22 protein-coding genes are annotated in these 22643 nt (G+C 72.6%); 16 read left to right on the forward strand and 6 right to left on the reverse strand.

The window, feature by feature from the left end:
• The first annotated feature begins 2 nt into the window (after nucleotides 1–2).
• On the forward strand, nucleotides 3–863 hold the full coding sequence (locus ABD120_RS38560) for a bifunctional 5,10-methylenetetrahydrofolate dehydrogenase/5,10-methenyltetrahydrofolate cyclohydrolase (RefSeq protein ID WP_343955332.1): 861 nt from the start codon (nucleotides 3–5) through the stop codon (nucleotides 861–863).
• A 37-nt stretch (nucleotides 864–900) separates the two neighbouring features.
• Here ABD120_RS38560 and ABD120_RS38565 read toward each other — a convergent pair whose 3' ends face one another.
• Nucleotides 901–2790 carry a DUF2264 domain-containing protein gene (locus ABD120_RS38565; RefSeq protein ID WP_343955333.1) on the reverse strand — a complete coding sequence of 630 codons (1890 nt, stop codon included), beginning with the start codon at nucleotides 2788–2790 and terminating at the stop codon, nucleotides 901–903.
• Nucleotides 2791–2892: 102 nt separating this feature from the next.
• Here ABD120_RS38565 and ABD120_RS38570 point away from each other — a divergent pair, with 102 nt between their 5' ends.
• From ABD120_RS38570 to ABD120_RS38590, 5 genes are all read left to right on the forward strand, one after another.
• On the forward strand, nucleotides 2893–3645 hold the full coding sequence (locus ABD120_RS38570) for a hypothetical protein (RefSeq protein WP_343955334.1): 753 nt from the start codon (nucleotides 2893–2895) through the stop codon (nucleotides 3643–3645).
• Nucleotide 3646: 1 nt separating this feature from the next.
• Nucleotides 3647–4339: a hypothetical protein gene (locus tag ABD120_RS38575; RefSeq protein WP_343955335.1), complete on the forward strand. Its 693-nt coding sequence runs from the start codon at nucleotides 3647–3649 to the stop codon at nucleotides 4337–4339.
• Between the two features lie 134 nt (nucleotides 4340–4473).
• Complete coding sequence (locus ABD120_RS38580; protein WP_343955336.1) at nucleotides 4474–6195, forward strand: ABC transporter ATP-binding protein; 1722 nt, start codon at nucleotides 4474–4476, stop codon at nucleotides 6193–6195.
• A gap of 59 nt (nucleotides 6196–6254) precedes the next feature.
• Entirely contained in the window at nucleotides 6255–7904 is a 1650-nt protein-coding gene (gene hutU, locus ABD120_RS38585; protein WP_343955337.1) for a urocanate hydratase, read from the forward strand.
• Between the two features lie 112 nt (nucleotides 7905–8016).
• A complete protein-coding gene (locus ABD120_RS38590; protein WP_343955338.1) occupies nucleotides 8017–8835 on the forward strand; it encodes a MurR/RpiR family transcriptional regulator in 819 nt (272 codons plus the stop codon).
• On the opposite strand, the gene ABD120_RS38595 is transcribed toward ABD120_RS38590, so the two are convergent.
• The 3 genes from ABD120_RS38595 to ABD120_RS38605 are packed head-to-tail and all read right to left on the reverse strand — an operon-like array spanning nucleotide 8815 to nucleotide 11064.
• Nucleotides 8815–9564, reverse strand: coding sequence for an ABC transporter permease (locus ABD120_RS38595; protein WP_343955339.1), 750 nt, complete (start codon nucleotides 9562–9564; stop codon nucleotides 8815–8817). The genes ABD120_RS38590 and ABD120_RS38595 overlap by 21 nt on opposite strands.
• A complete protein-coding gene (locus ABD120_RS38600; protein ID WP_343955340.1) occupies nucleotides 9561–10526 on the reverse strand; it encodes an ATP-binding cassette domain-containing protein in 966 nt (321 codons plus the stop codon). The genes ABD120_RS38595 and ABD120_RS38600 overlap by 4 nt, the downstream gene beginning before the upstream one ends.
• A gap of 7 nt (nucleotides 10527–10533) precedes the next feature.
• Entirely contained in the window at nucleotides 10534–11064 is a 531-nt protein-coding gene (locus tag ABD120_RS38605; protein ID WP_343955341.1) for a PadR family transcriptional regulator, read from the reverse strand.
• Between the two features lie 53 nt (nucleotides 11065–11117).
• On the opposite strand from ABD120_RS38605, the gene ABD120_RS38610 reads away from it, so the two are divergent.
• The 5 genes from ABD120_RS38610 to ABD120_RS38630 all read left to right on the forward strand — a co-directional run bounded on the left by ABD120_RS38610 (nucleotide 11118) and on the right by ABD120_RS38630 (nucleotide 16667).
• Nucleotides 11118–11804 carry an SDR family oxidoreductase gene (locus ABD120_RS38610; RefSeq protein ID WP_343955342.1) on the forward strand — a complete coding sequence of 229 codons (687 nt, stop codon included), beginning with the start codon at nucleotides 11118–11120 and terminating at the stop codon, nucleotides 11802–11804.
• A 37-nt stretch (nucleotides 11805–11841) separates the two neighbouring features.
• Nucleotides 11842–13107, forward strand: a complete 1266-nt coding sequence (locus ABD120_RS38615) for an allantoate amidohydrolase (protein ID WP_343955343.1) — start codon at nucleotides 11842–11844, stop codon at nucleotides 13105–13107.
• A complete protein-coding gene (locus tag ABD120_RS38620; RefSeq protein ID WP_343955344.1) occupies nucleotides 13098–14423 on the forward strand; it encodes a formimidoylglutamate deiminase in 1326 nt (441 codons plus the stop codon). Before ABD120_RS38615 ends, ABD120_RS38620 begins: the two co-directional genes overlap by 10 nt.
• The gene (gene hutI, locus ABD120_RS38625; protein ID WP_343955345.1) at nucleotides 14420–15655 is read left to right on the forward strand and encodes an imidazolonepropionase; all 1236 of its coding nucleotides are present in this window, start codon (nucleotides 14420–14422) and stop codon (nucleotides 15653–15655) included. Before ABD120_RS38620 ends, hutI begins: the two co-directional genes overlap by 4 nt.
• Before the next feature lie 76 nt (nucleotides 15656–15731).
• Nucleotides 15732–16667 (forward strand): sigma-70 family RNA polymerase sigma factor, encoded by a 936-nt coding sequence (locus tag ABD120_RS38630; protein ID WP_343955346.1) that lies wholly within the window; start codon nucleotides 15732–15734, stop codon nucleotides 16665–16667.
• A gap of 178 nt (nucleotides 16668–16845) precedes the next feature.
• Here ABD120_RS38630 and ABD120_RS38635 read toward each other — a convergent pair whose 3' ends face one another.
• On the reverse strand, nucleotides 16846–17439 hold the full coding sequence (locus ABD120_RS38635) for a CGNR zinc finger domain-containing protein (RefSeq protein WP_343955347.1): 594 nt from the start codon (nucleotides 17437–17439) through the stop codon (nucleotides 16846–16848).
• Nucleotides 17440–17495: 56 nt separating this feature from the next.
• On the opposite strand from ABD120_RS38635, the gene ABD120_RS38640 reads away from it, so the two are divergent.
• Nucleotides 17496–17855: a nuclear transport factor 2 family protein gene (locus ABD120_RS38640; RefSeq protein ID WP_343955348.1), complete on the forward strand. Its 360-nt coding sequence runs from the start codon at nucleotides 17496–17498 to the stop codon at nucleotides 17853–17855.
• 37 nt (nucleotides 17856–17892) lie between these two features.
• On the opposite strand, the gene ABD120_RS38645 is transcribed toward ABD120_RS38640, so the two are convergent.
• Complete coding sequence (locus ABD120_RS38645) at nucleotides 17893–19281, reverse strand: MFS transporter (protein WP_343955349.1); 1389 nt, start codon at nucleotides 19279–19281, stop codon at nucleotides 17893–17895.
• 106 nt (nucleotides 19282–19387) lie between these two features.
• On the opposite strand from ABD120_RS38645, the gene ABD120_RS38650 reads away from it, so the two are divergent.
• The 4 genes from ABD120_RS38650 to ABD120_RS38665 form a co-directional block, all read left to right on the forward strand.
• Nucleotides 19388–19828, forward strand: a complete 441-nt coding sequence (locus ABD120_RS38650) for a MarR family winged helix-turn-helix transcriptional regulator (protein ID WP_343955350.1) — start codon at nucleotides 19388–19390, stop codon at nucleotides 19826–19828.
• 270 nt (nucleotides 19829–20098) lie between these two features.
• Complete coding sequence (locus ABD120_RS38655; protein WP_343955351.1) at nucleotides 20099–21451, forward strand: ammonium transporter; 1353 nt, start codon at nucleotides 20099–20101, stop codon at nucleotides 21449–21451.
• Complete coding sequence (locus tag ABD120_RS38660) at nucleotides 21448–21786, forward strand: P-II family nitrogen regulator (protein WP_343955352.1); 339 nt, start codon at nucleotides 21448–21450, stop codon at nucleotides 21784–21786. Before ABD120_RS38655 ends, ABD120_RS38660 begins: the two co-directional genes overlap by 4 nt.
• A partial coding sequence (locus ABD120_RS38665; RefSeq protein WP_486348454.1) for a [protein-PII] uridylyltransferase family protein occupies nucleotides 21783–22643 on the forward strand: 861 nt, incomplete at its 3' end. The genes ABD120_RS38660 and ABD120_RS38665, both read left to right, overlap by 4 nt.

Below are 22643 nucleotides of genomic sequence, written 5' to 3' on the forward strand. Positions count from 1 at the left end.
GCATGTCCGCACGACTGCTACCCGGCGGCCCGGTCGCCGAGAGCGTACTGGAGGACGTGGCAGCCCGCGCCGCCGTACTCACCGCCAAGGGGGTCACCCCCACGCTGGCCACCCTTCTCGTCGGCGACGACGACGCGAGCGCCGGATACATCCGGATCAAGCAGCGCAAGGCCACCGAGATGGGCTTCGACGCGCCGCACACGCACCTGCCCGCCGACGCCACCCAGGCCGACCTGCACGCCGCCATCGCCGCCTACAACGACGATCCCGCCGTGCACGGGCTGCTCGTGCAGTACCCGGTGCCCGGCCACCTCGACTACGACGCCGCGCTGATGTCCATGGACCCCGACAAGGACGTGGACGGCATGCACCCGATCAACATGGGGCGGCTCGCGCTCGGCATGCCGGGCCCGCTGCCGTGCACGCCCGCGGGCATCGAGGCGCTGCTGGCGCACTACGAGATCCCGGTGGCCGGGCGCGAGGTCGTCATCCTCGGGCGCGGGGCCACGCTGGGGCGTCCGCTGGCGATGATGCTCAGCCAGAAGCGGCCTACCGCGAACGCGGCCGTGACCGTCGTCCACACCGGGGTGCCCGACTGGGCCCGTTACACGCAGCGGGCCGACATCCTCATCGCGGCGGCCGGGGTGCCGGGGATCATCCAGCCCGAGCACGTCAAGCCGGGCGCGGTCGTGGTCGGCGGCGGGGTCCGCTACGAGGGACGGCGGCTGCTGCCCGACGTGGACGAGTCCGTCGAGCAGGTGGCGGGCGCGATCACGCCCCGGGTCGGCGGCGTCGGCCCGACCACGGTCGCGATGCTGCTCCGCAACGCGATCACGGCGGCCGAGCTGTCCGTCACGGGCTGACCCGCAGCGGTCGGCGGGGTGGTTCCGCCGCCGCCCGTTACAGCGGTCCCGCCGCCGTGAAGGTGTGCGACAGGCCGTCCGGCCAGGTGAGCGTCACCGTGTCCGCCGCGACCACGGCTTCGGGCAGGCGGAGATCGGTCGTGGCGGCGCCGGGGTCCGCCGTGGCCAGGGCCTCGGCCGGGGCGTGGTCGAGGACGGCCGCCGTCACCACCCAGCCGGTCGGTGTCACCCCGGTCAGCGCGGGCACCAGGGCGGGGGCGCCGAACGCGGTGCCCGCCTCCGCGACCAGCACGGACGGGCTCTGCTGGGCGGCGCCGTACAGCGGGGTGAGGCGCGAGATCAGCCCGTCCGCGTCGCGCGCGCCCGCTGCGCCCTGTGCGCCCGGCTCGGGCGAGGCGGCGGCCAGCGCCCAGCCGGTCTGCCGCAGGAGCGTCCCCGGGCGGGTGCGGTGGATGCGGATCTCGACCGCCCCTCGCACCACGCTCAGGCTCTCGACCCCCGTCTCCTCCGCCACCGAGGCCGCCCACGCGACCTCGGAGGATGCGGCGGACGCGGGGGACTCCCGGACGACAGGCGCCTGAAGGGCGCCGGGTGCGTCGGGTGCCTCGGCACCGCCCGTTCCGGGTGCCCTCGCGCCGGGGGCGGCGAGTGTCCCGGCGCCGAGGGGCCGGATGCGGCCGCGTCCGGAGCCGGGCGGGCCGATGTGGTTGTCCGGTACGTCACCGGCCTCGGTCGGCCCCGTCCGCGTGGAGTAGGCGTAGCGGTCGTAGAGCGGGTCGCCCACGTGATGCTGGCTGCCGTGGTTGACGACCCGGGCCACCCGTCCGGTGTTGTGCACGACGAACCCCGGCCCGGCCAGCGCCGCCACACCGGTGCTTGCGGGCTCCTCCGGCGCGGTCCACACCGGGTGGGAGGCGGGCAGCAGGAGCCCGGCGAACGCCTTCGCCGCCCAGTACGGCGACGCCGACCCCGAATACCCCTGGAGCGAGGCCGGGTGCGGCCCGTGCCAGCCGAGCGTGAGCAGCCCGTCGGCCGACAGCGCCCCCCGGTCGAGGAAGCGCCGCAGCACCGAGGAGGCGATGCCACGTGTGCGGCCCGGCGGCAGCGGGCTGACCCCGGCGAGCGCGCCCGCGAACAGCGAGGTCGCGGCGGCGAAGCGGTAGGTGAGCGAGCGCCCGTGGTAGAGCATGCCGCCGTCGCGGTCGAAGGTCAGTGCGTACCCGGTGAGGAAGTCGCGCAGGCGCGCCCCGTACGCCCCCGGTTCGCGCCCGCTCAACTGGGCGAGCAGGACGGGGTACAGGTGCATCGCCCAGCCGTTGTAGTGGTCGAAGGACCGGTTGGGGCCGTCGGAGTACCATCCGCCGCCCGCGTACCAGTCCTCGATCCGGGCCAGGCCGCGTTCGACGGCGGCCCGCGCGGGCCCGGTGTGCAGCCCGGCGGCGTCGAGGAAGGCGCCGGTCATGACGGGGAAGAGCCACCAGTTGTTGTCGACGGGCTCGTGGTGGAGGGCGTCCGCGAGGTAGTCGGCGACGCGTTCGCGGGTGGGCCAGGGCAGGGTGTCCCACAGGTGCTCGCGGGTGAGCCAGAGGCCGATGGCGAGAGAGGCGGCCTCGACCATGGGCTGGGTGCGGTCGCGGATCGGCTGCCACACGCGGGGGCCGGCGTCGAGGCCGTCGGCGTACGGGGTGAGGAGGGCGGGCGGGCCGCCGCCCGCCACGCGGAAGGCGGCCAGCAGGAACGTCCTGGCGTACCCTTCGAGCCCGTCGCAGCGCGACACACTGGCCCGGCCCGGCAGGAGGACGGTTGCCCCGTCGGCCGAGCGGTGGGGCTCGACGGCGCGCAGGAGGCCGTCGGCGACCGCCTCCCAGTGGGGCCGCCCCCATCCGGTGTACGGGCTGAGCGCGCGGTCCTCTGCTGGCAGCTGCATGTCCACATGATCCCAGATCACACGCTTTGCGGCTGGATGGGGCTAAACGAGAGGCGGCATGGGAGCCGCGAGGCCGGGCGAGCTCGTAGCATCGAGGGGACTATGGGGTGGTTTGATCAGAACGTCATCGCAACGGGGCGGCTGCCGCTGTTCTGTTTCTTCGTCGCGCTCATCCTGACTTTCGTGTTCACGCGGATCAACGTCCGGCTGATCCGGGCGAAGGTCGGCTGGTTCCGCAACGTCACCGTCGGTGAGATGCACATCCACCACGTGGTGTTCGGCGTGGTCCTGATGCTGCTCGGCGGCGTGGCCGGGCTCCTGGTGTCCGGCCAGCAGGTCTGGTACGCCGTGGCCGCCTCCGTCTTCGGCGTGGGCTCCGCCCTGGTCCTGGACGAGTTCGCGCTCATCCTGCACCTGCACGACGTGTACTGGGAGGAGGAGGGGCGCACCTCCGTCGACGCCGTCTTCGTCGCCGTCGCCGTCACCGGCCTGCTGCTCATGGGCCTGCGCCCGCTCGCCTACGACTACGGCACCCCGGTCAGCCCCGGCATGCTCGTCGTGGCGAACGGCGCGCTCGCGGTCGTCACCCTGCTCAAGGGCAAGATCTGGACCGGCCTGGTCGGCCTGTTCGTGCCGGGCCTGCTCGTCGTCGGCGCGATCCGGCTGGCCCGTCCCGGCTCGCCGTGGGCGCACTGGTTCTTCGTCCCCCGTTCGCCGCGCAAGCTGGCCAGGGCGCTGCACCGGGAGGAGCGCTGGCGGCGGCCGGTGATCCGGGCCAAGATCGCATTTCAGGAGTTCGTGTCAGGGCGCCACGACCTGCCCTCCACGCGGCGTATCCGGCGGCATACTGACTGACATGTTCGATGATCTTCACCTGCGGGTGCTGGAGGCCGTCGCGCCGGTGTGCCGCAGCCGTGGCGTGCTGCTCGCGGGCGGCCTCGCGATGCGCGTCCACGGTTTCTCCGACCGTCCCCGCCCCGGCCTCGAACTGGCCGTGACCGGCGCCGCCGAGGGCCTGGCCGAGGAACTCGCGGCCCGCGTCGGCGCCACGGGCCTGATCGTGGGGCCGGTCGCGGGCGGGCGGGTGCCGGTCCGCGACATGTCCGTCACCGACGAGGTGCCCGGGCTGGAGTGCGCGATCACGCTGCGGACCGAGCACCTGCGCGAGCGGCCGCTCGACGTGCCGGACCGGCCCGGCCTGCCGCAGGTCGTCGGCAGGGACGACGCGGTCGGGCTGGCCGTGCGGGCGTTGTACGAGCGCGGCCTGCCCGGCGACCTCGCCGACGTCGCGGGTACGGCGGGCGGCTATTCCTTCCGCGAGCTGGAGCGGCTGGCCGGGCGGCACTCGGACGGGCTCCCGCTCGACGAGCTGATCGACCGGCTGGAGGGTGCCGACCTGCTGTCGGACAAGGCGTTCCCCGGCCTCGGCGCCGACGGCGCGCGACGGGTGCGCGGGTTCGCCCGCGCGTGGGCGGAGGACGTCAAACTGCGCCGCGCGGACGACGGCGACATCCCCGTGGACGTCTCCGACGTACCGGCGATCGACTGAGAGGAGTACTCCCCAGGGAGGAGCGTCAACATCTATTGACATACTTAGGTCGTCAATTTATGTTGACGGGTGCGGATTCGGTCCGTTCGCACGTTGTCCCCTTGGTAGATCTTCTGGAGGAAAGGACCCCCGGCGTGGAGAACAAGGCGCCATGGCGGCTGATGGTGGAGTATGTCCGGCCGCACAGCAAGGTGCTCCTGCTCGGCGGGATCCTGAGCCTCGTCGGCTCCGCTGCGGGGCTGGCCATGCCGTTGCTGGCCAAGTACGTCGTGGACGCCTTCGGGGAGGGCGGGTCGATGACCGGCCCGCTTCTCGGCCTCACCGCCGCGGTCCTCGTCGGCGCGGTCGTGTCGGCCTTCGGCGGCTACCTCATGGAACGCACCGGCGAGGGCGTCGTGCTCGGCGCCCGCCGCAAACTCGTGGACCGGCTGCTTCGGCTGCGCGTGGCCGACGTGGACCGGCTGAAGCCCGGCGACCTGCTCTCCCGCGTCACCGGTGACACCACGCTGCTGCGCGCGGTGCTCACCAACGGCATCGTCAACTCGATCAGCGCGGTGTTCACGCTGGCCGGCGCCATCGCCTTCATGATCGTGATGGACGGGGTGCTGCTGCTCGTCACCCTGCTCGTCATCGTCGTCATCGGCGGCCTGGTCGCGCTGCTGATGCCGCGCATCCAGCGGGCCCAGCTCCAGGCGCAGGAGTCCGTCGGCGAGATGGGCGCGGTGCTCGACCGGGCACTGCAGTCGTACCGGACCGTCAAGGCCAGCGGCGCGGAGAACCGCGAGATCGGCAACGTCACGCAGGCCGCCACGCAGGCGCACGACCGGGGCCTGCGCGTCGCCGTCTGGACCTCCATGGCCGGGACCGCCACCTGGATGGCCGTGCAGATCGCCTTCCTCGCGGTCCTCGCCGTCGGCGGCGCCCGCGTGGCCTCGGGCGCGATGGAGATCTCCTCGCTGATCGCCTTCCTGCTCTACCTGTTCTACCTGGTCGCGCCGATCGGCCAGCTCGTCGAGGGCGCCGTGCAGTTCCAGAACGGCCTCGCCGCCCTCAAGCGCATCCGCGAGGTCGAGGACCTGCCCGGCGAGCCGTCCGGCGCCACCGGCGCGAGCGACGGCACCCCCGTCGGCGTGCGCTTCGACGACGTCGTCTTCCAGTACGGCGAAGACCGCGAACGCGTCCACCACGGCGTCACCTTCGACGTGCCGCCCGGCGGCCTGACCGCGCTCGTCGGCCCCTCCGGCGCGGGCAAGTCCACCGTGTTCGCGCTGCTCGAACGCTTCTACGAGCACCAGAGCGGCACGATCACCGTCGACGGCCGCGACATCCGCGACTGGCCGCTCGCCGACCTGCGCGCCGCGCTCGGCTATGTCGAGCAGGACGCCCCCGTCCTGGCGGGCACCCTGCGCGAGAACCTGCTGTTCGCCGCCCCCGACGCCACCGAGGAGGACTTGACGCGGGCAGTGCGCCGCACCCGCCTCGACGACCTGGTCGCCCGCCTGCCCGAGGGGCTCGACACCGCCGTCGGCCACCGGGGCGTGCTGCTGTCGGGCGGCGAGCGCCAGCGGGTCGCCATCGCCAGGGCGCTGCTGCGCCGTCCCCGGCTGCTGCTGCTCGACGAGGCCACCTCGCAGCTCGACGCCGTCAACGAACTGCGACTGCGCGAGGTGATCGCCGAGGTCGCGGCGGAGACGACCGTGCTGGTCATCGCCCACCGGCTGTCCACCGTCACCGGCGCCGACCGCATCGTGGTCATGGAGGCCGGACAGGTGCGCGCCGTCGGCAGCCACGACGACCTCGTCGGCGCCGACGAGCTGTACCGAGAGCTGGCCGCCACACAGTTCCTGGTGGCCTAGGCGGCTGAGCTGTACTCTTCGAGTGACATAGCTGAATATGTTCATTCAGGAGAGGTGTTATGAGTCGGGTCGTGCGCGCGCCGAGGGGCAGCCAGCTCACCGCCAAGGGATGGCCGCAGGAGGCGGCCCTCCGTATGCTCCAGAACAACCTCGACCCCGAGGTCGCCGAGCACCCCGAGCAGCTCGTCGTCTACGGCGGCTCGGGCCGGGCCGCGCGCGACTGGCCGTCGTTCGACGCGATGGTCAGGACGCTCACCACGCTCGACGGCGACGAGACCCTGCTCGTGCAGTCGGGGCGCCCGGTCGGGGTCTTCCGCACCCACGAGTGGGCGCCCAGGGTGCTCATCGCCAACTCCAACCTGGTGCCCGACTGGGCGAACTGGGAGGAGTTCCGCAGGCTGGAGGCCGCCGGCCTGACCATGTACGGGCAGATGACCGCCGGTTCCTGGATCTACATCGGCACCCAGGGCATCCTCCAGGGCACCTACGAGACCTTCGCCGCCGTCGCCGCCAAGCGCTTCGGCGGCTCCCTCGAAGGCACCGTCACGCTGACCGCCGGGCTCGGCGGCATGGGCGGCGCCCAGCCGCTGGCCGTCACCATGAACGGCGGCGTCGCCATCTGCCTCGACTGCGACCCGCGCAGCGTCGCCCGCCGCATCGAGCACCGCTACCTCGACGTCGAGGCCGCCACCCTCGACGAGGCCCTGCGCCTGGCCTACGAGGCCCGCGACGCCCGCAGGCCGCTGTCCATCGGCCTCGTCGCCAACGCCGCGCAGGCCCTGCCGGAACTGCTGGCGCGCGGCGCCGAGATCGACATCGTCACCGACCAGACCTCCGCCCACGACCCCCTCATGTACCTGCCTCTCGGCGTGGCCTTCGAGGACATGGCCGCCGCGCGCGAGAAGGACCCCGCCGGATTCACCCAGAAGGCCCGCGAGTCCATGGCCAGGCACGTCGAGGCCATGGTCGGCTTCAAGGACGCGGGCGCGGAGGTCTTCGACTACGGCAACTCCATCAGGGGCGAGGCCCAGCTCGCCGGGTACGGCCGCGCCTTCGACTTCCCCGGGTTCGTGCCCGCCTACATCCGGCCGCTGTTCTGCGAGGGCAAAGGCCCCTTCCGCTGGGCCGCGCTGTCCGGTGACCCGGCCGACATCGCCGCCACCGACCGGGCCGTCCTGGAGCTGTTCCCCGACAACGAGCCGCTGGCCAGGTGGATCCGCAAGGCGGGGGAGAAGGTGCACTTCCAGGGGCTTCCGGCACGCATCTGCTGGCTCGGCTACGGCGAGCGCCACCTGGCGGGCGAGCGCTTCAACGACATGGTCGCCTCCGGCGAACTGCGGGCGCCGGTCGTCATCGGGCGCGACCACCTCGACAGCGGGTCGGTGGCCTCGCCGTACCGGGAGACCGAGGCGATGGCCGACGGCTCCGACGCCATCGCCGACTGGCCGCTGCTCAACGCCATGCTCAACACCGCCTCCGGCGCCTCCTGGGTGTCGATCCACCACGGCGGCGGCGTCGGCATCGGCCGCTCGATCCACGCCGGGCAGGTCACGGTCGCCGACGGCACCGCCCTGGCGGGGGAGAAGGTCAACCGGGTGCTCACCAACGACCCTGGTACCGGGGTGATGCGGCACGTGGACGCCGGGTACGACGAGGCCGTCGAGGTCGCGCGGGAGCGGGGCGTGCGGGTGCCGATGCGAGAGTCCTGAGCGCGTCCCTCGGCATGACGGCGAGGGCCGGACGTGGAACGAAGCCCCTGCGGCCCTCGGGATGACGTTGGCCTCGGGATGACGTTGGGAGGGCGGGGCGTTGGAAGGAGGCGTGACGCACAGCGGGCTGGAACAGCTGGTCGGCGGGCGCAGGCTCTCGCCGGTCCAGCGGCGGATCGTGCACTACCTCGCCGAGCACCTCGACGAGGCGATCTTCCTGTCCTCGGTCGAGCTGGCCGAGCGGGCGGGCGTCAGCCAGCCGTCCGTCACCAGGTTCGCGATGGTGCTCGGCTTCGCCGGATACCCCGAGCTGCGGCAGGCGCTGCGCCCGCTGGTGCTGGGCGACCGGGCGGGCGAGCGCTCGCTCATCCACAGCGCCATCGACGACGAGATCAGGAACCTCACCTCGGTCCGCGAGCGGCTGGCCACCACGCCGCTCAAGGAACTCGGCGAGGCCCTGGCCGCCAGCGAACCGCTGCCCGTGCTGGGCCTGCGGGTCTCGGGCGGCCTGGCCACGACCTTCGCCTACTACGCCAGGCGCATCCACCCGGACGTGCGGCTGTTCACCCACGGCGGCTCGGAGCTGCTCGACGGCCTGCACGCCGTCCGCCGGGCGGGGGCGGGCTGGCTGCTGGCCGTCGTGCTGCCCCGTTACCCGGCGGAGGCCGTGCAGGCGCTGGAGTACGCGCGGCGGACGGGGCTGCGCACGGCCGTCATCTGCGACCGCCCCGACTTCCCCGCCGACGTGGTGCTCGACGCGCCCGTGGGCGCCCGGCTGGTCTTCGACTCCCACGCCGCGCCGCTCGCGCTGGCCATGGCCCTGGTGGAGGCCATGGCCGACGCAGCGCCGCTGCGCACGCAGGCGCGGCTGGAGGAGTTCGAGCGGATGACCGAGGAGACCGGGACGTTCCTACCCGGCGAGCCTGCGTAGCGAGCGCACCGACCACGTCACCGTCAGCGCCGCCAGCCCGAGCATGATGCCGAACGCCAGCGGTACCGACACGTCGCCGAAGTCCCCGGCGAACAGCGCCCGGCCGGCTTCCACCGGGTGGTAGAAGGGCGTGAACCAGGAGATCGTCTCCAGCCAGTCGGGGCCGAAGGCCATCGGCAGCAGCGCGCCGGACAGCAGCATCAGCGGCAGCGCGAAGAACTGCATGATCTGCCCCATCGCGTTCTCGTCGCGCAGGCTGAGGGCCAGGCCGTAGGCGACGCCGGAGGCGAACAGGCCCGTGACGGCCAGCAGCGCCAGCATGAGCAGCACGCCCAGCGGTCCGACGCGCAGCCCCATCGCCATGGCCACGAGCATCACGGCCAGCGACTGGACCATCAGCACGGCGACGTCGCGCAGCATGCGGCCGAGCACGATGGACGGCCGCCACACCGGGCTGACCGCGATCCGCTCCAGCACGCCGTTGCGCAGCTCGAAGATCGTGCCGTAGGCGACGCCCATCGAGCCGAACAGGGCGGTGATGACGAGCATCCCGGGGGCGAAGGTGGACAGCGCCGTGCCCATCTCGCCCTGGAAGGAGCCGCCCGCGAACAGTGGCGCGAACAGCAGCAGGTAGAGCACCGGCTGGGTGATGCCGAACAGCGGCCAGATCGGGTTGCGCAGGGTGTTCCTGGCCTCGTGGGCGAAGAACAGGGCGGTGTCGCGGATCATGCCGTGGCCCCCGTCTCCGCGCCGGTGTCCCTGAGCGAGCGTCCGGTCTTGGCGAGGAAGACGTCGTCGAGGGTGGATCGGTCCAGCGCCACGGACTTCAGCGCCAGCCCTTCCTCTTCGAGCCGTCTGAGCAGGACGGGCAGCGTGTGCTCGCCGTCGTCCACGTAGACGCGCAGCACGTCGTCGTCCACGCGGCTCTCACGCGCCAGCGGGGCCAGCACCCGCGCGGCCCGCTCGGTCTCGGTGGTGCGCAGCGTGACGACGTCGCCGGAGAGCTCGCGCTTGAGGTCGCCGGGGGTGCCCTCGGCCACGACGACGCCGTGGTCGACGATCGCCAGGCGGTCGCAGAGGGCGTCGGCCTCGTCCAGGTAGTGGGTGCTGAGCAGCACGCTGGTGCCGAGGTCGCGCAGTTCGCGGATGCGCTCCCACAGGTTGGCCCGGTTCTGCGGGTCGAGGCCGGTGGTGGGCTCGTCCAGGAAGAGTAAGGGTGGCGCGTGGACCAGCCCGAGTGCGATGGCGACGCGCCGCTTCTGGCCGCCCGACAGCGTACGGCCCGGCCGGTCGGCGATCTCGTGCAGGTCGAAGCGGCGCAGCACCTGGTCGGCCGCCTCCACCGGATTCTGCACCCGGTGCGCACGGGCGGCGAAGACGACCTGGGCGCGCGGGGTGTTCTGCTCCTCGACGCCGCCCGCCTGGCTCACGTAGCCGAGGTTGCGCCGTACGCCGGAGGGGTCGGCGACCAGGTCGTGCCCGGCCACCGTGGCCTGCCCCGAGTCGGGGACGAGGAGGGTGGCGAGCATGCGGATCGTGGTGGTCTTGCCTGCGCCGTTGGGGCCGAGAACGCCGAAGATCTCGCCCTTCTCGACCCGCAGATCGACGCCGCGCACGGCCTCGACCTTCTTGGCGCCTTTTCTGCTCTTCGTGGTGAAGGTCTTCGTCAGACCTTGCGCGGAGATGATCATCCTGCTCCTAGGGAAGCTCGTCGGCCTCCACCTTCGCCAGGGCCTGGACGCACCAGTCGAGCTGGGCGGCGAGCATGGCCTGGGCCAGCCGGAGGTTCTCGTCGATGTGCTTGGGGGCCCCGAACCGGGCCTTGGTGGAGAGTGTGCGTTCGATGCCGGCCACCGCGAGCCGGGTCTGCTCGATGCGGATGCCGAGGACCTCGACCAACTGCTCCCGGGGCAGCCGGTCCAGGTAGGTCACGGCGACCTGGAAGGGGTCCACGATCGGTTTGATCTCGCCCCAGTTGGCCATCAGCTGGTGGTGGAACTCGAAGCGGCCGTCGTCGGTGAGCGCGTAGACGGTCTTGCCGCCCTTCCCGCTCTCGACGATCTCCAGCAGTCCCTCGTCCGCCATCTTCGACAACCCGTGGTAGATCGAGCCGAACGCCACGTTGGCCCAGTTGTCGGTGCCCCACAGTTCGAGCCGGCGGCGGATCTGGTAGCCGTTCAGGGGGCCGTCGAGCAGGGTGCCGAGGATGAGGATGCGAGTCGATGACACACTCAAATTTGAATACAAATTTGAGTGACTGTCAAGCGCGTACGCTGAGCGCCATGATCGAACGACCAACGGCGCTGGTGACAGGGGCCTCCCGGGGAGTCGGTGCGGCCGTGGCCCGCGCCCTCGGCCCCACCCACCGTGTGATCCTCGGCGGCCGTGACGAGAGCGCGCTGGCCGGCCTCGCCGCCGAACTGCCCGACGCCGTCGCCTGGCCGGTGGAGCTGACCCGCCTCACCCCGGCCGACCTGCCCGAACTCGCCCGGCTCGACGTGCTCGTCCACAGCGCGGGCCTGGCCAGGCTGGGCCGGATCGCCGACACGCCCGCATCGGTGTGGCGCGAGACCTTCGACCTCAACATCGTGGCCGTGGCCGAGTCGACCCGTCTGCTGCTGCCCGCCCTGCGCGCGTCCGGCGGCCACGTGTTCTGCGTCAACTCCGGCGCCGGCCAGCGCGCCAACCCCGGCTGGGCGTCCTACGCCGCCTCCAAGTTCGCTCTGCGCGCCTTCGCCGACGCGCTGCGCGAGGAGGAGCCCGCGCTGCGCGTCACCACCGTCTATCCCGGCCGCATCGACACCGACATGCAGCGCCAGGTGCGGGAACAGGAGGGCGGCGAGTACCAGCCGGACCGCTACCTCGCGGCCGAGACGGTGGCGCGGGCCGTCCTCGCCTGCCTGAACGCCGGCCCCGACGCCCATCTGACCGAACTCACGCTGCGGCCCAGAGGCGGACCGGTCACCTAACCCCCCGCTGAATGGATTCATTCACTACAGTGATCCCATGCTTGGCGAACTAGCGCTCATCGGCCGCGACCCCACCACCGGCGGCTACGTCAGGGACGCCTGGTCGGCCGCCGACCTCGGACTTCGTGAATGGTTCGCGGGCGAGGCCCGGCGGCGCGGCCTCGACCTGCGGGAAGACCGCAACGGCAACCTGTGGGCCTGGTGGGGCGACCCCTCGCGACAGCCGGGCGTGGTCACGGGCAGCCACCTCGACTCCGTACGGCAGGGCGGCGCCTACGACGGCCCCCTCGGCGTCGTGTCCGCCTTCCAGGCCCTCGACGTGCTCCGCTCCCGAGGCGTCACGCCCGCGAGGCCGCTCGGGATCGCGTGCTTCACCGACGAGGAGGGCGCCCGGTTCGGGGTTCCCTGCATGGGATCGCGGCTCATGACCGGGCTGCTCGACCCCGACCGGGCCAGAGGTCTGCGCGACGACGCCGGTGACAGCCTCGCGGACGTACTGGCCGGGGCCGGGCGCGACCCGCACGCGCTCGGCGCCGACCCTGAGACGCGCGCCCACGTCGGCGTCTTCGTCGAACTGCACGTCGAGCAGGGCCGGGCGCTGGCCGACCTGGACGCGCCCGTGGGGGTGGCCGCCGCGATCTGGCCGCACGGGCGCTGGCGCTTCGACTTCCGGGGGCAGGCCAACCACGCGGGCACCACCCTGCTGGCCGACCGCGACGACCCCATGCTCGCCTACGCGGCCGCCGTGCTCGCCGCCCGGGAGGCCGCCGTACGGCACGGCGTGGTGGCGACGTTCGGGAAGGTCCGGGTCTCGCCCAACAACGCCAACGCCATCCCGGGGCTGGTCTCGGCCTGGCTCGACGCGCGCGGCGCCGGGGAGAAGGAGGTCCGCGCCCTGGTCGAGGAGCTGACCGACCTGGTGAACCTGCCCCGGTCCGGCACGGTCGCGCCCACTGTCGGCGGGCCCCCGCCCGGTGACTCGGCCGCCGACGGTCCTGTGGCGCCCTCGCGAGCCGTCGAGGTGCGAGAGGAGTCCTGGACGCCGGTCGTGGACTTCGAGGTGGCCCTGCGGGACCGGGTGGCGACCGCGGCCGCGCGCAGCACGGGCGGGCCGGTGCCCGTGCTGCCGACCGGCGCCGGGCACGACGCGGGCATCCTCGCCTCGGCCGGGGTGCCGTCGGCGATGCTGTTCGTCCGAAACCCCACGGGCGTCTCCCACTCTCCCGAGGAGCACGCGGAGGAAACGGACTGCGCGGCCGGTGTCCGCGCCCTGGCCGAGGTGCTGGAGGAACTGTGCCGGTGACGTACTGGTGCGAGCAGGCGTGGCTGCCCGGCGGGCTCGCCGCCGACGTGCTCGTGGAGATCGAGGGCGAGCGGGTCACCGCGCTCGGTCGCGGCGGGCCGTCGCCCGGCGCCGTACGCCTGCCCGGCCTGACGCTGCCGGGCCTCGCCAACGCCCACTCGCACGCCTTCCACCGGGCGCTGCGCGGCGCCACGCAGACCGGCAGGGGCGACTTCTGGACCTGGCGCGAGCAGATGTACGGCGTCGCCGCCCGCCTCGACCCCGACTCCTACCTGGCGCTCGCCACCGCCGCCTACGCGGAGATGGCCATGGCGGGCATCACGTGCGTGGGCGAGTTCCACTACCTGCACCACGCGCCCGGCGGGCGGCCGTACGACGACCCGAACATCATGGGCGAGGTGCTGGCGGAGGCCGCCCGCCGGGCCGGGCTGCGCGTCGCCCTGCTCGACACCTGCTACCTGACCGGCGGCATCGGCACCCCGCTGAGCGGCCCGCAGGAGCGCTTCGGCGACGGCGACGCCGCCCGCTGGGCCGAGCGGGCGCAGGACCTCGCCGCACGGTACGCGGGCGCGCCGGACGTGGTCGTGGGCGCGGCCGTCCACTCGGTGCGGGCGGTGCCCGCCGAGCAGATGCCGGTGGTCGCGGACTTCGCCCGCCGCCACGACGCGCCGCTGCACGCGCACGTCTCCGAGCAGCGGGCGGAGAACGAGGCGTGCCTCGCGGCGTACTCGGCGACGCCGGTGCGGGTGCTGCACGACAGCGGCGCGCTCGGCCCGCGCTCTACCGCCGTCCACGCCACCCACCTGACCGGCGCCGATCAGGACCTGCTGGGCGGCTCCGGCACCCACGTGTGCATGTGCCCGACGACGGAACGCGACCTCGCCGACGGCATCGGCCCCGCGCGCCCGCTGTTCGAGCGCGGCTCGCCGATCACGCTCGGCTCCGACAGTCACGCGGTGGTCGATCTGTTCGAGGAGGCGCGGGCGGTCGAGCTGAACGAACGGCTGGCCAGCGAGCGGCGCGGGCACTGGCGGGCGGCCGAACTGCTGCACGCCGCCACGGCGGCGGGCCACGCGTCGCTGGGCTTCCCCGACGCGGGGGTGATCGTCCCGGGCGCGTGGGCCGACCTGGTCTCGGTCCGCCTCGACTCGGTCCGTACGGCCGGCGCCACCGGAGCCGAGGCGGCGGTGTTCGCGGCGACGGCGGCGGACGTGCACTCGGTGGTGTCCTCAGGCCGCCAGGTGGTCATAGATGGTCACCATATTTTGGGAAATGTCGGTCAGCTTCTGTCCGACGCGATTGGAGCACTGCGATGACCCCGACTCAAGGCCAGGCCCCCGGCCCGACCCCCACGCCCGCGTCCGCCCCCGGGGCGGCCCCCGGCCGGTCTTCCGTGCTGATCGACGGCATCGGCCTGCTCTACACCGGCGACCCCGAGCGCGAGGAGATCGCCGACGCGGCCATGGTCGTCCAGGACGGCCGCGTCGTCTGGACCGGGCCCGCGAGCCGGGCGCCGGACACCGACCTGCGCGAGGACGTCGGCGGCCGCTGCGTCATCCCCGGCTTCGTGGACAGCCACGCGCACCTGGTGTTCGCCGGGGACCGTACCGCCGAGTTCGCCGCCCGGATGTCGGGCCGGGCCTACAGCGCGGGCGGCATCCGCACGACCGTCGCCGCCACCCGCGCGGCCGACGACGAGACCCTGCGGGCCCGCGTCGCGGGCCTGGTCGAGGAGATGCGCCGCCAGGGCACCACCACGGTGGAGATCAAGAGCGGCTACGGCCTCACCGTCGAGGACGAACTGCGATCTTTGCGCATCGCCGCCGACTGGACGAGCGAGACCACCTACCTCGGCGCCCACGTGGTCCCGGACGGCGTGTCGGCCGACGACTACGTGCGGCTGGTGACGGGGGAGATGCTGGCCGCGTGCGCGCCGTACGCGCGCTGGGTGGACGTCTTCTGCGAGCGCGGCGCCTTCGACGGCGACCAGAGCAGGGAGATCCTCACCCAGGGCATGCGGGCGGGGCTGCTGCCGCGCGTGCACGCCAACCAGCTCACGGAAGGGCCGGGCGTACGGCTCGCGGTCGAGCTCGGCGCGGCCTCGGCCGACCACTGCACGCACCTGAGCGACGCCGACGTGGACGCCCTGGCCTCCTCGGACACCGTGGCCACCCTCCTGCCGGGAGCCGAGTTCTCCACCCGCTCGCCCTACCCGGACGCGCGCAGGCTCATCGACGCCGGGGCGACCGTGGCCATCGCCACCGACTGCAACCCGGGCTCGTCGTTCACCTCGTCGATGCCGTTCTGCGTGGCGCTGGCCGTACGGGAGATGCGGATGACCCCGCTGGAGGCGGTCAGGGCCGCGACGTACGGCGGCGCCAGGGCGCTGCGGCGCGACGACGTCGGCGTGCTGCGCCCGGGCGCGCGGGCGGACTGGGCGGTGCTCGACGCACCCTCGTATGTGCACCTCGCATACCGGCCGGGGGTTCCTTTGGTCGCGCGTGTCTCCTCCCTGGGTAGGAGCACGGAAACCCTCCCAGCGGCGTAGTCCTTTAGGGAATCTTTGCGGCGGGCGACTCGTTGGCCGGATATAGAACGCAGCTGCGGGAACGAGGTGCCTGGGGATGGCAAGGCCTACGGGGAGTCGCACGCAGGAGGTCGCCGACCGCGACCTGCTCGGAACCTATCTGGCGGAGATAGGCAGGGTCCCGCTGCTCACCGCCGACGAGGAGGTCGAGCTCGCCAAGCGCATCGAGGCCGGCCTGTTCGCCGAGCATCTGCTCGACAGCGGGGGCGCGGAGCCGCGCGTCGGCGACTGCGCCGACGAGGAGCTGGAGCGGCTGGCGATATCGGGGCAGCGGGCCAAGGACGAGTTCATCCAGGCCAACCTGCGCCTGGTGGTCGCCGTGGCGCGCAAGTACTCGGGGCGGGGGATGCCCCTGATCGACCTGGTCCAGGAGGGGAACCTGGGCCTGGTGCGGGCGGTGGAGAAGTTCGACTACCAGCGGGGCTACAAGTTCTCCACCTACGCCACCTGGTGGATCAGGCAGTCGGTCGGCCGGGCCATCCACGAGCAGGCGCGGCCGGTGCGGCTGCCCACGCACGCGGGGGAGCAGATGACCCGGCTGATGCGGGTGCGGCGCGACATGATGGCCGAACTCGACGCCGAGCCGACCGATGACGACCTCGCGACGGTGCTTGAGCTGCCGGTCGAGCGGGTGCGCGAGCTGCGCCGCTGGGCCTCCGACCCGGTCTCGCTGCAACTGGGCGTGGGCGACGAGGACGAGACCGAGCTCGGCGACATGATCGCCGACGAGACGTGGGCCGACCCCGAGCAGCAGGCGATCGAGATCCTGGAGAAGGAGCGCCTCGACCAGTGGCTGACCGGGCTGGAGGGCAGCGCCTCCGAGATGCTGCGCTGGCGCTACGGCCTGGTGGACGGCCGTGAGCACACGCTCACCGAGGTCGGCGAGCGGTACGGCATCGGCCGCGACCGTGCCCGCCGCATCGAGCGCGACGCGCTGGCCCGGCTGCGGAAGATGGCCGACGCGGCGGCATAGCCGCAGGAACCCTGAAACGCCGGCGAACGGGCCCGTTCGAGGGGGGCGGGCCCGTCGCCTCGTCCGCCGGGGAGAAGGCCGAGGGGGCGCTGTAGGTGATCTCGCCGGTGCTGAGGTCTTCCCCGGGCTCGACGTCACCGGACGGCGTCGCCGGCCGCCGCAACACCGACAAGATCCCTCATTCGGCGATCTTACGGCGAGTCCGGAGTTTTTGCCTGTTTCCACATCGGTCCATCGAGCACCAGCGGCGCGTCCCCGGCCGTGAGGTGTCGAGAAACAGCAGGTAGCAGCGCTCGCCGCCGCAGATGCGAATTCGGCTGAGATCTCCGCCGCCGAACAGGCCGATCGCGTCGCGCGCCACGGCCGACATGAACTGGCGCGCGGTCACCGGGTAGGCCCAGCCGCGCTCCCGTCCCGCCGTGATCGTGGGCGCGGGCGGCGGCGCGGCCGCCATGCCGGTGAGCACCGCGAGGCTTTCCGGCTCGGGCGCCCGGGGTACGGGGAAGGCGGGGTCCGCCGCCGCGAGCGCGAGGTGGAAGAGGGCCGCGCGCAGCCGTTTGGCCGAGGCCAGGTCGCCGCTCTCCTCGACCACCGGGCCCTCGATCCGCAGGCGGGAGGAGGGGATCCAGGCGGCCAGGTCGCCCTCGGCGTGCAGTAGCTCCCACGGCTCCATACACCCGGTGAGCAGGAACTCCAGGCACAGCGTCCCGGCGTCGAAGCGGAAGCGCTGCCCGTCTCGCGGCTCCAGCCACATCCCATTTGCACCGTCCATAGGTGAAGTGTAGCTTTACACCAGTTAAACCGGTGTCGCGGAGTAAGGGGTACGTCATGGACGAGATCATCGAGCTGACCGAGCGGGCCTGGGAGGCCAACAGGAACGGCGACCCCGACTTCTACGACCGCTACCTGACCGAGGACGTGCTCAGCGTCTCGCCCTGGGGTGTGGTGAGCGACCGGGCGGCGATCCTCAAGGGCTTCGCGGAGAACCACAACCCCTACATCCGCACCGAGCAGTCGGAGCATCGGGTGGTCCGGCTGACCGACGACAGCGTGGTCCACACGGCCAAGGTCGAGATCGACATGATCACCGACGGAGAGACGCGCACGATGCGCGTGTACGCGACGACCGCCCTCGTACGGCTCGACGGCGAGTGGAAGGCCGCCCACTTCCAGGTCACCGTGCTGTGAGGCGGCGCGGGCCGGGCCCGTGCCGCCTCGTGAGCGCTCAGGCGTGCTCGGTCTGCATCGCCTTCTTGGGCAGCAGGAACATCAGCCCGGCCGCCGCGACGTAGCAGAGCACCTGCCACGGCAGGATCGACTCCAGGGCGGCGCCGTAGTCGTTCTCGGCGCCGAGCGTGCTGAAGAACACCGCGCCCAGGATGGCGACGCCGACCGCGTTGCCGAGCTGGGTCACGGTGGTGAGCACTCCGCCCGCCGCGCCCGCGTTCTCGGAGGGGACGCCGGCGAGCACCACGTTGATCAGCGAAGGTGCGGTGAGGCCGAGCCCGAGGCCGCCGATCGTCAGCGGGACGGCGAGCGCCCAGTAGGACGGGTTGCCGCCGTCACCGATCATCAGCAGCAGGATCACCTGGGAGGCCGCCAGCAGCACGGACCCCGAGACGATCACCGCGCGGTTGGCGAACTGCACGCCGATGCCGGAGGTGACGATCGAGGCGAGCGCGTACGGCAGGATCACCAGGCCGGTCTCCATCGCCGTGCGCCCGGTGCCGAGCTGCAGGTACAGCGACAGCAGCAGGAAGTAGGAACCGAGCGCCCCGAAGAACAGCAGCGAGGCGGCCAGCCCGCCGGTGAACGCGCGCACCCGCAGCAGGCCCGGGTCGAAGATCGGCTGCTCGCCCTGGGCGACCAGCCGCCGCTCCCGCCCCATGAACACCCAGCCCAGCGGGACGGCCAGCACCATCAGCGCGAACGCCCACCAGGGCCAGCCCCAGTCACGGCCCTGGACGAGCGGCAGCATGAGGAGGAGGACGGCGGCGGCCGACATCAGCGCCCCGGGCACGTCGAGGCGCTGCCGCTCGTCGACGCGTGACTCCGGCATGTACTTGGCGCCGACGATCAGTCCGATGATCGCGATGGGCACGTTCACCCAGAAGATCGAGCGCCAGCCCCAGCCGCTGCCGACGAGCAGGCCGCCGAGCAGCGGCCCGGCGACCGAGGCCACGCCGAGCACCGCGCCGTAGGCCCCCAGCGCCTTGGCGCGGGCCTCGGGGGCGAAGGTGGCCCGGATGACGCCGAACACCTGCGGGATCATCAGGCCGCCCGCCAGTCCCTGGAGCACGCGCATGGCGATGAGCGTTCCGGAGTCCGGCGCGAGGCCGCAGCCGATCGAGGCCACCAGGAACCCGGCGAGGCCGAGCAGGAACATGCGGCGGCGGCCGTACTGGTCGCCGAGGCGGCCGCCGGTGATGAGGCCGGCGCCGACGGCGAGGGTGTATCCGGCGACGAGCCATTGCAGCGCGGCCTCGCCCGCGCCGAGTTCCGCCGCGATGGCGGGGGCGGCGACACTGACGATCGTGCCGTCGAGGAGTTCCATGAAGTCGGCGATGAGGATGACACTGAGGACGATCACGGCTCTACGGCCGGAGATCTGCATGGCGCTCCCTGGTGCGGTAAAATTCTCTGTGTCACGCAGTTAATGCGTGGCGCAGACACTATAGCCGAGAAATTGCTGCGTCGCGCAGCGGAATGGTGTGACGGGTATGGACAGGGACAAGCTGATGGACGCGCTCGTCGGCCAGGCGCTGCCCGAATGGGCGATCGAGGTGGTCAGCCTCAACAGCGTCGTCGCCGCCCAGCTCGGCGTCACCGACACCGACGTGCAGTGCCTGCACGTCCTCGGCCAGTACGGCCCGGCCACCCCCGGCGCCCTGGCCAGGCAGGTCAACCTCACCTCCGGTTCGGCCTCCCGGATGATCGACCGGCTGGAGTCCGCCGGATGCGTACGGCGGGTGCCCGACGCGGCCGACCGCCGCAAGGTGCTCATCGAGCCGACCGAGGAGGGTCTGGCCCGGGTCGCGGCCGCCTACGCCGGACTCGTCGAACGCACCAGGGCGGACCTCTCCGGCTTCTCCGACGCCGAACTCGCGACGGTGCTGCGCTTCGTCCGGTCCGCTGCCTCCAGCACCGCCGCCTCCCGGTAGGTCGTCCCAGCAGGTCGTCGCGGCGGGAGGCCGGGAGGGCAGGAGCGTGCCCCTGGAGGCCCTCAGCCTCGGCGGTGGGTGGCGGTGCCCGGGGCCGGGCCGTCGTAGAGAGGAAGGGCGGGCAGCCGAAAACGGCGCTGTGCGGGATCCGAAACACCGGGGAAATATCCCCGAGGCGAGATTCACTCAGGTGAAACACGCTTGGTCGAGCCGCGAAACCGGTGCGCACGACGCTTCCGGGCATAGGCCGATCTGAGGAGGCTCGCATCGATGATCGATAGCGGCACCACCGCCTGGATGCTCGTGTGCACGGCCCTCGTGCTGCTGATGACTCCGGGCCTCGCGTTCTTCTACGGGGGCATGACCAGGGCCAAGAGCGTCCTGAACATGATGATGATGTCCTTCGTCAGCATCGTGGTCGTGACCGTCACCTGGGTCCTTTACGGGTACTCGCTGGCCTTCGACGCCGCCGGCGACTCCGGCGGGTTCCTCAACAAGTTCATCGGCGGCCTCGACTACGTCGGGCTGAGCGGGGTCTTCACCGCCGTCTACGAGAACCTGATCGTCGCGGGCGGCCAGGTCACCCCGGAGGCCGCCGCCGCCGACAACTTCCCGCTGATGGTCTTCTCCGCCTTCCAGCTGACGTTCGCGATCATCACCGTCGCGCTGATCAGCGGCGCCGTCGCCGACCGTGCCAAGTTCGGCGCCTGGGTCGTGTTCTCGCTGGTGTGGGCCACCGTGGTGTACTTCCCCGTGGCCCACTGGGTGTGGGGCGGCGGCTGGCTCAGCCAGCTCGGCATCGAGGACTTCGCGGGCGGCACCGTCGTCCACATCAACGCCGGAGCCGCCGCCCTCGCCCTCGCCCTGGTGCTCGGCAGGCGGCAGGGCTGGCGGAAGGAGCCGATGCGTCCCCACAACCTCACCCTCGTGCTCCTCGGCACCGGCCTGCTGTGGTTCGGCTGGTTCGGCTTCAACGCCGGCTCCGAGCTCGCCCCCGACCAGACCGCCGGGCTCGCCTTCATGAACACCCAGGTCGCCGCGTCCGTCGCCGCCGGGGCCTGGCTCGTCGTCGAGAAGCTGCGCGATGGCCACGCCACCACTCTCGGCGCCGCCTCCGGCGCGGTCGCCGGGCTCGTCGCCATCACCCCCGCGTGCGGATTCGTCGACCCGTGGGCCGCCGTCCTCATCGGCCTGCTCGCCGGAGTGGGCTGCTGCTTCGCCGTCGGCCTGAAGTACCGGCTCGGCTTCGACGACTCCCTCGACGTCGTCGGCGTGCACCTGGTCGGCGGCGTGGTCGGCGCCGTCGCGCTCGGCTTCGTCGCCGCCTACCCCTTCCTGCCCGGCCAGAACAAGGGCGTGCTGATCGAGGGCGGCCAGCTCAGCCAGCTCGGACTCCAGGTGCTCGGCCCCGTCGTGGTCGGCGGCTACTCCTTCGCCCTGTCATGGATCATCGGCAAGGTGATCGACAAGACGATGGGCTTCAGGATCGCCGAGGACGCCGAGGTCACCGGTGTCGACATCACCACCCACGCCGAGACCGGCTACGACCTCGGCAGCGTCCACGCCTCCGGCGTGGTCACCGGCAAGAGCCCCCTGACCAGCACCAAGAAGGTGGACGCATGAGACTCATCACCGCCGTCGTCAAGCCGTTCAAGCTCGACGACGTCAAGGCCGCGCTGGAGCAGTTCGGCATCAGGGGCATGACGGTCAGCGAGGCCAGCGGCTACGGCAGGCAGCGCGGTCACACCGAGGTCTACCGGGGCGCCGAGTACCAGGTCGACCTGGTGCCGAAGGTCCGGATCGAGGTCCTGGCCGAGGAGGACGACGCCGAGGACGTCGTGGACGTGATCGTCAAGGCCGCGCAGACCGGCAAGATCGGTGACGGCAAGGTGTGGTCGGTACCCGTGGACACGGTGGTCCGCGTGCGCACGGGAGAGCGGGGGCCGGAGGCGCTGTGAGCGGCCAGGCGCGCTCGTTCGCCTCGGCCCGCGCCGCGCGGGCCGCCGACACCGACCGCTGGCTCAAGGACCTCTTCCGCACGGCGGACGACGGCGCGGGCACCGCGCTCGTCGCGGTCGGCAGCCTCGGCCGCCGCGAACTCGCGCCCGGCAGCGACCTCGACCTGGTGCTGCTCCACGAGGGCCGCGACGACATCGCGCTGGTCGCCGAGCGCGTCTGGTACCCGGTGTGGGACGCGGGCGTCGGCCTCGACCACTCCGTCCGCACGGTCGAGGAGGCCGTGCGCGTGGCCCGCGACGACCTCAAGGCGGTGCTCGGCCTCATCCAGGCCCGCCACGTGGCCGGGTCGGCCGACCTGACCAGACGGGCGCGGGAGACCGTCCTCGCCGAGTGGCGGGCCGACTCCCGGCGCCGCCTGGCCGAACTCCGCGAGGCCGCGGACCGCCGTGCCGGCAGCAGCGGCGAACTGGCCTTCCTGCTCGAACCCGACCTCAAGGACGGCAGGGGCGGCCTGCGCGACCTTCAGGCGATGCAGGCGGTGGCCGCCGCCTGGGTCGCCTCCGCCCCGGGGCCGCGCGCCCGCGAGGCGTACGAGTTCATCCTCGACGTACGGCACGCGCTGCACGTCGTGACCTCGCGCGGCGGCGACCGGCTGGTGCTGCAGGAGCAGGACGCCGTCGCGGCCCAACTCGGCCTGCTCGACGCCGAGGCGCTGATGCGCAGGCTGGCCGAGTCCGGCCGGACGATCGCGCACGCCTTCGACGTCACCTGGCGCACGGTCGACCGGCTCGTGTCCGGCCCGAGCCCGAGGGGCCGCCGCCCGCTGGAGGACGGCGTGGTCGAGCACGTCGGCGAG

This window comes from Nonomuraea longicatena (assembly GCF_039525605.1).
Lineage (GTDB): Bacteria > Actinomycetota > Actinomycetes > Streptosporangiales > Streptosporangiaceae > Nonomuraea > Nonomuraea longicatena.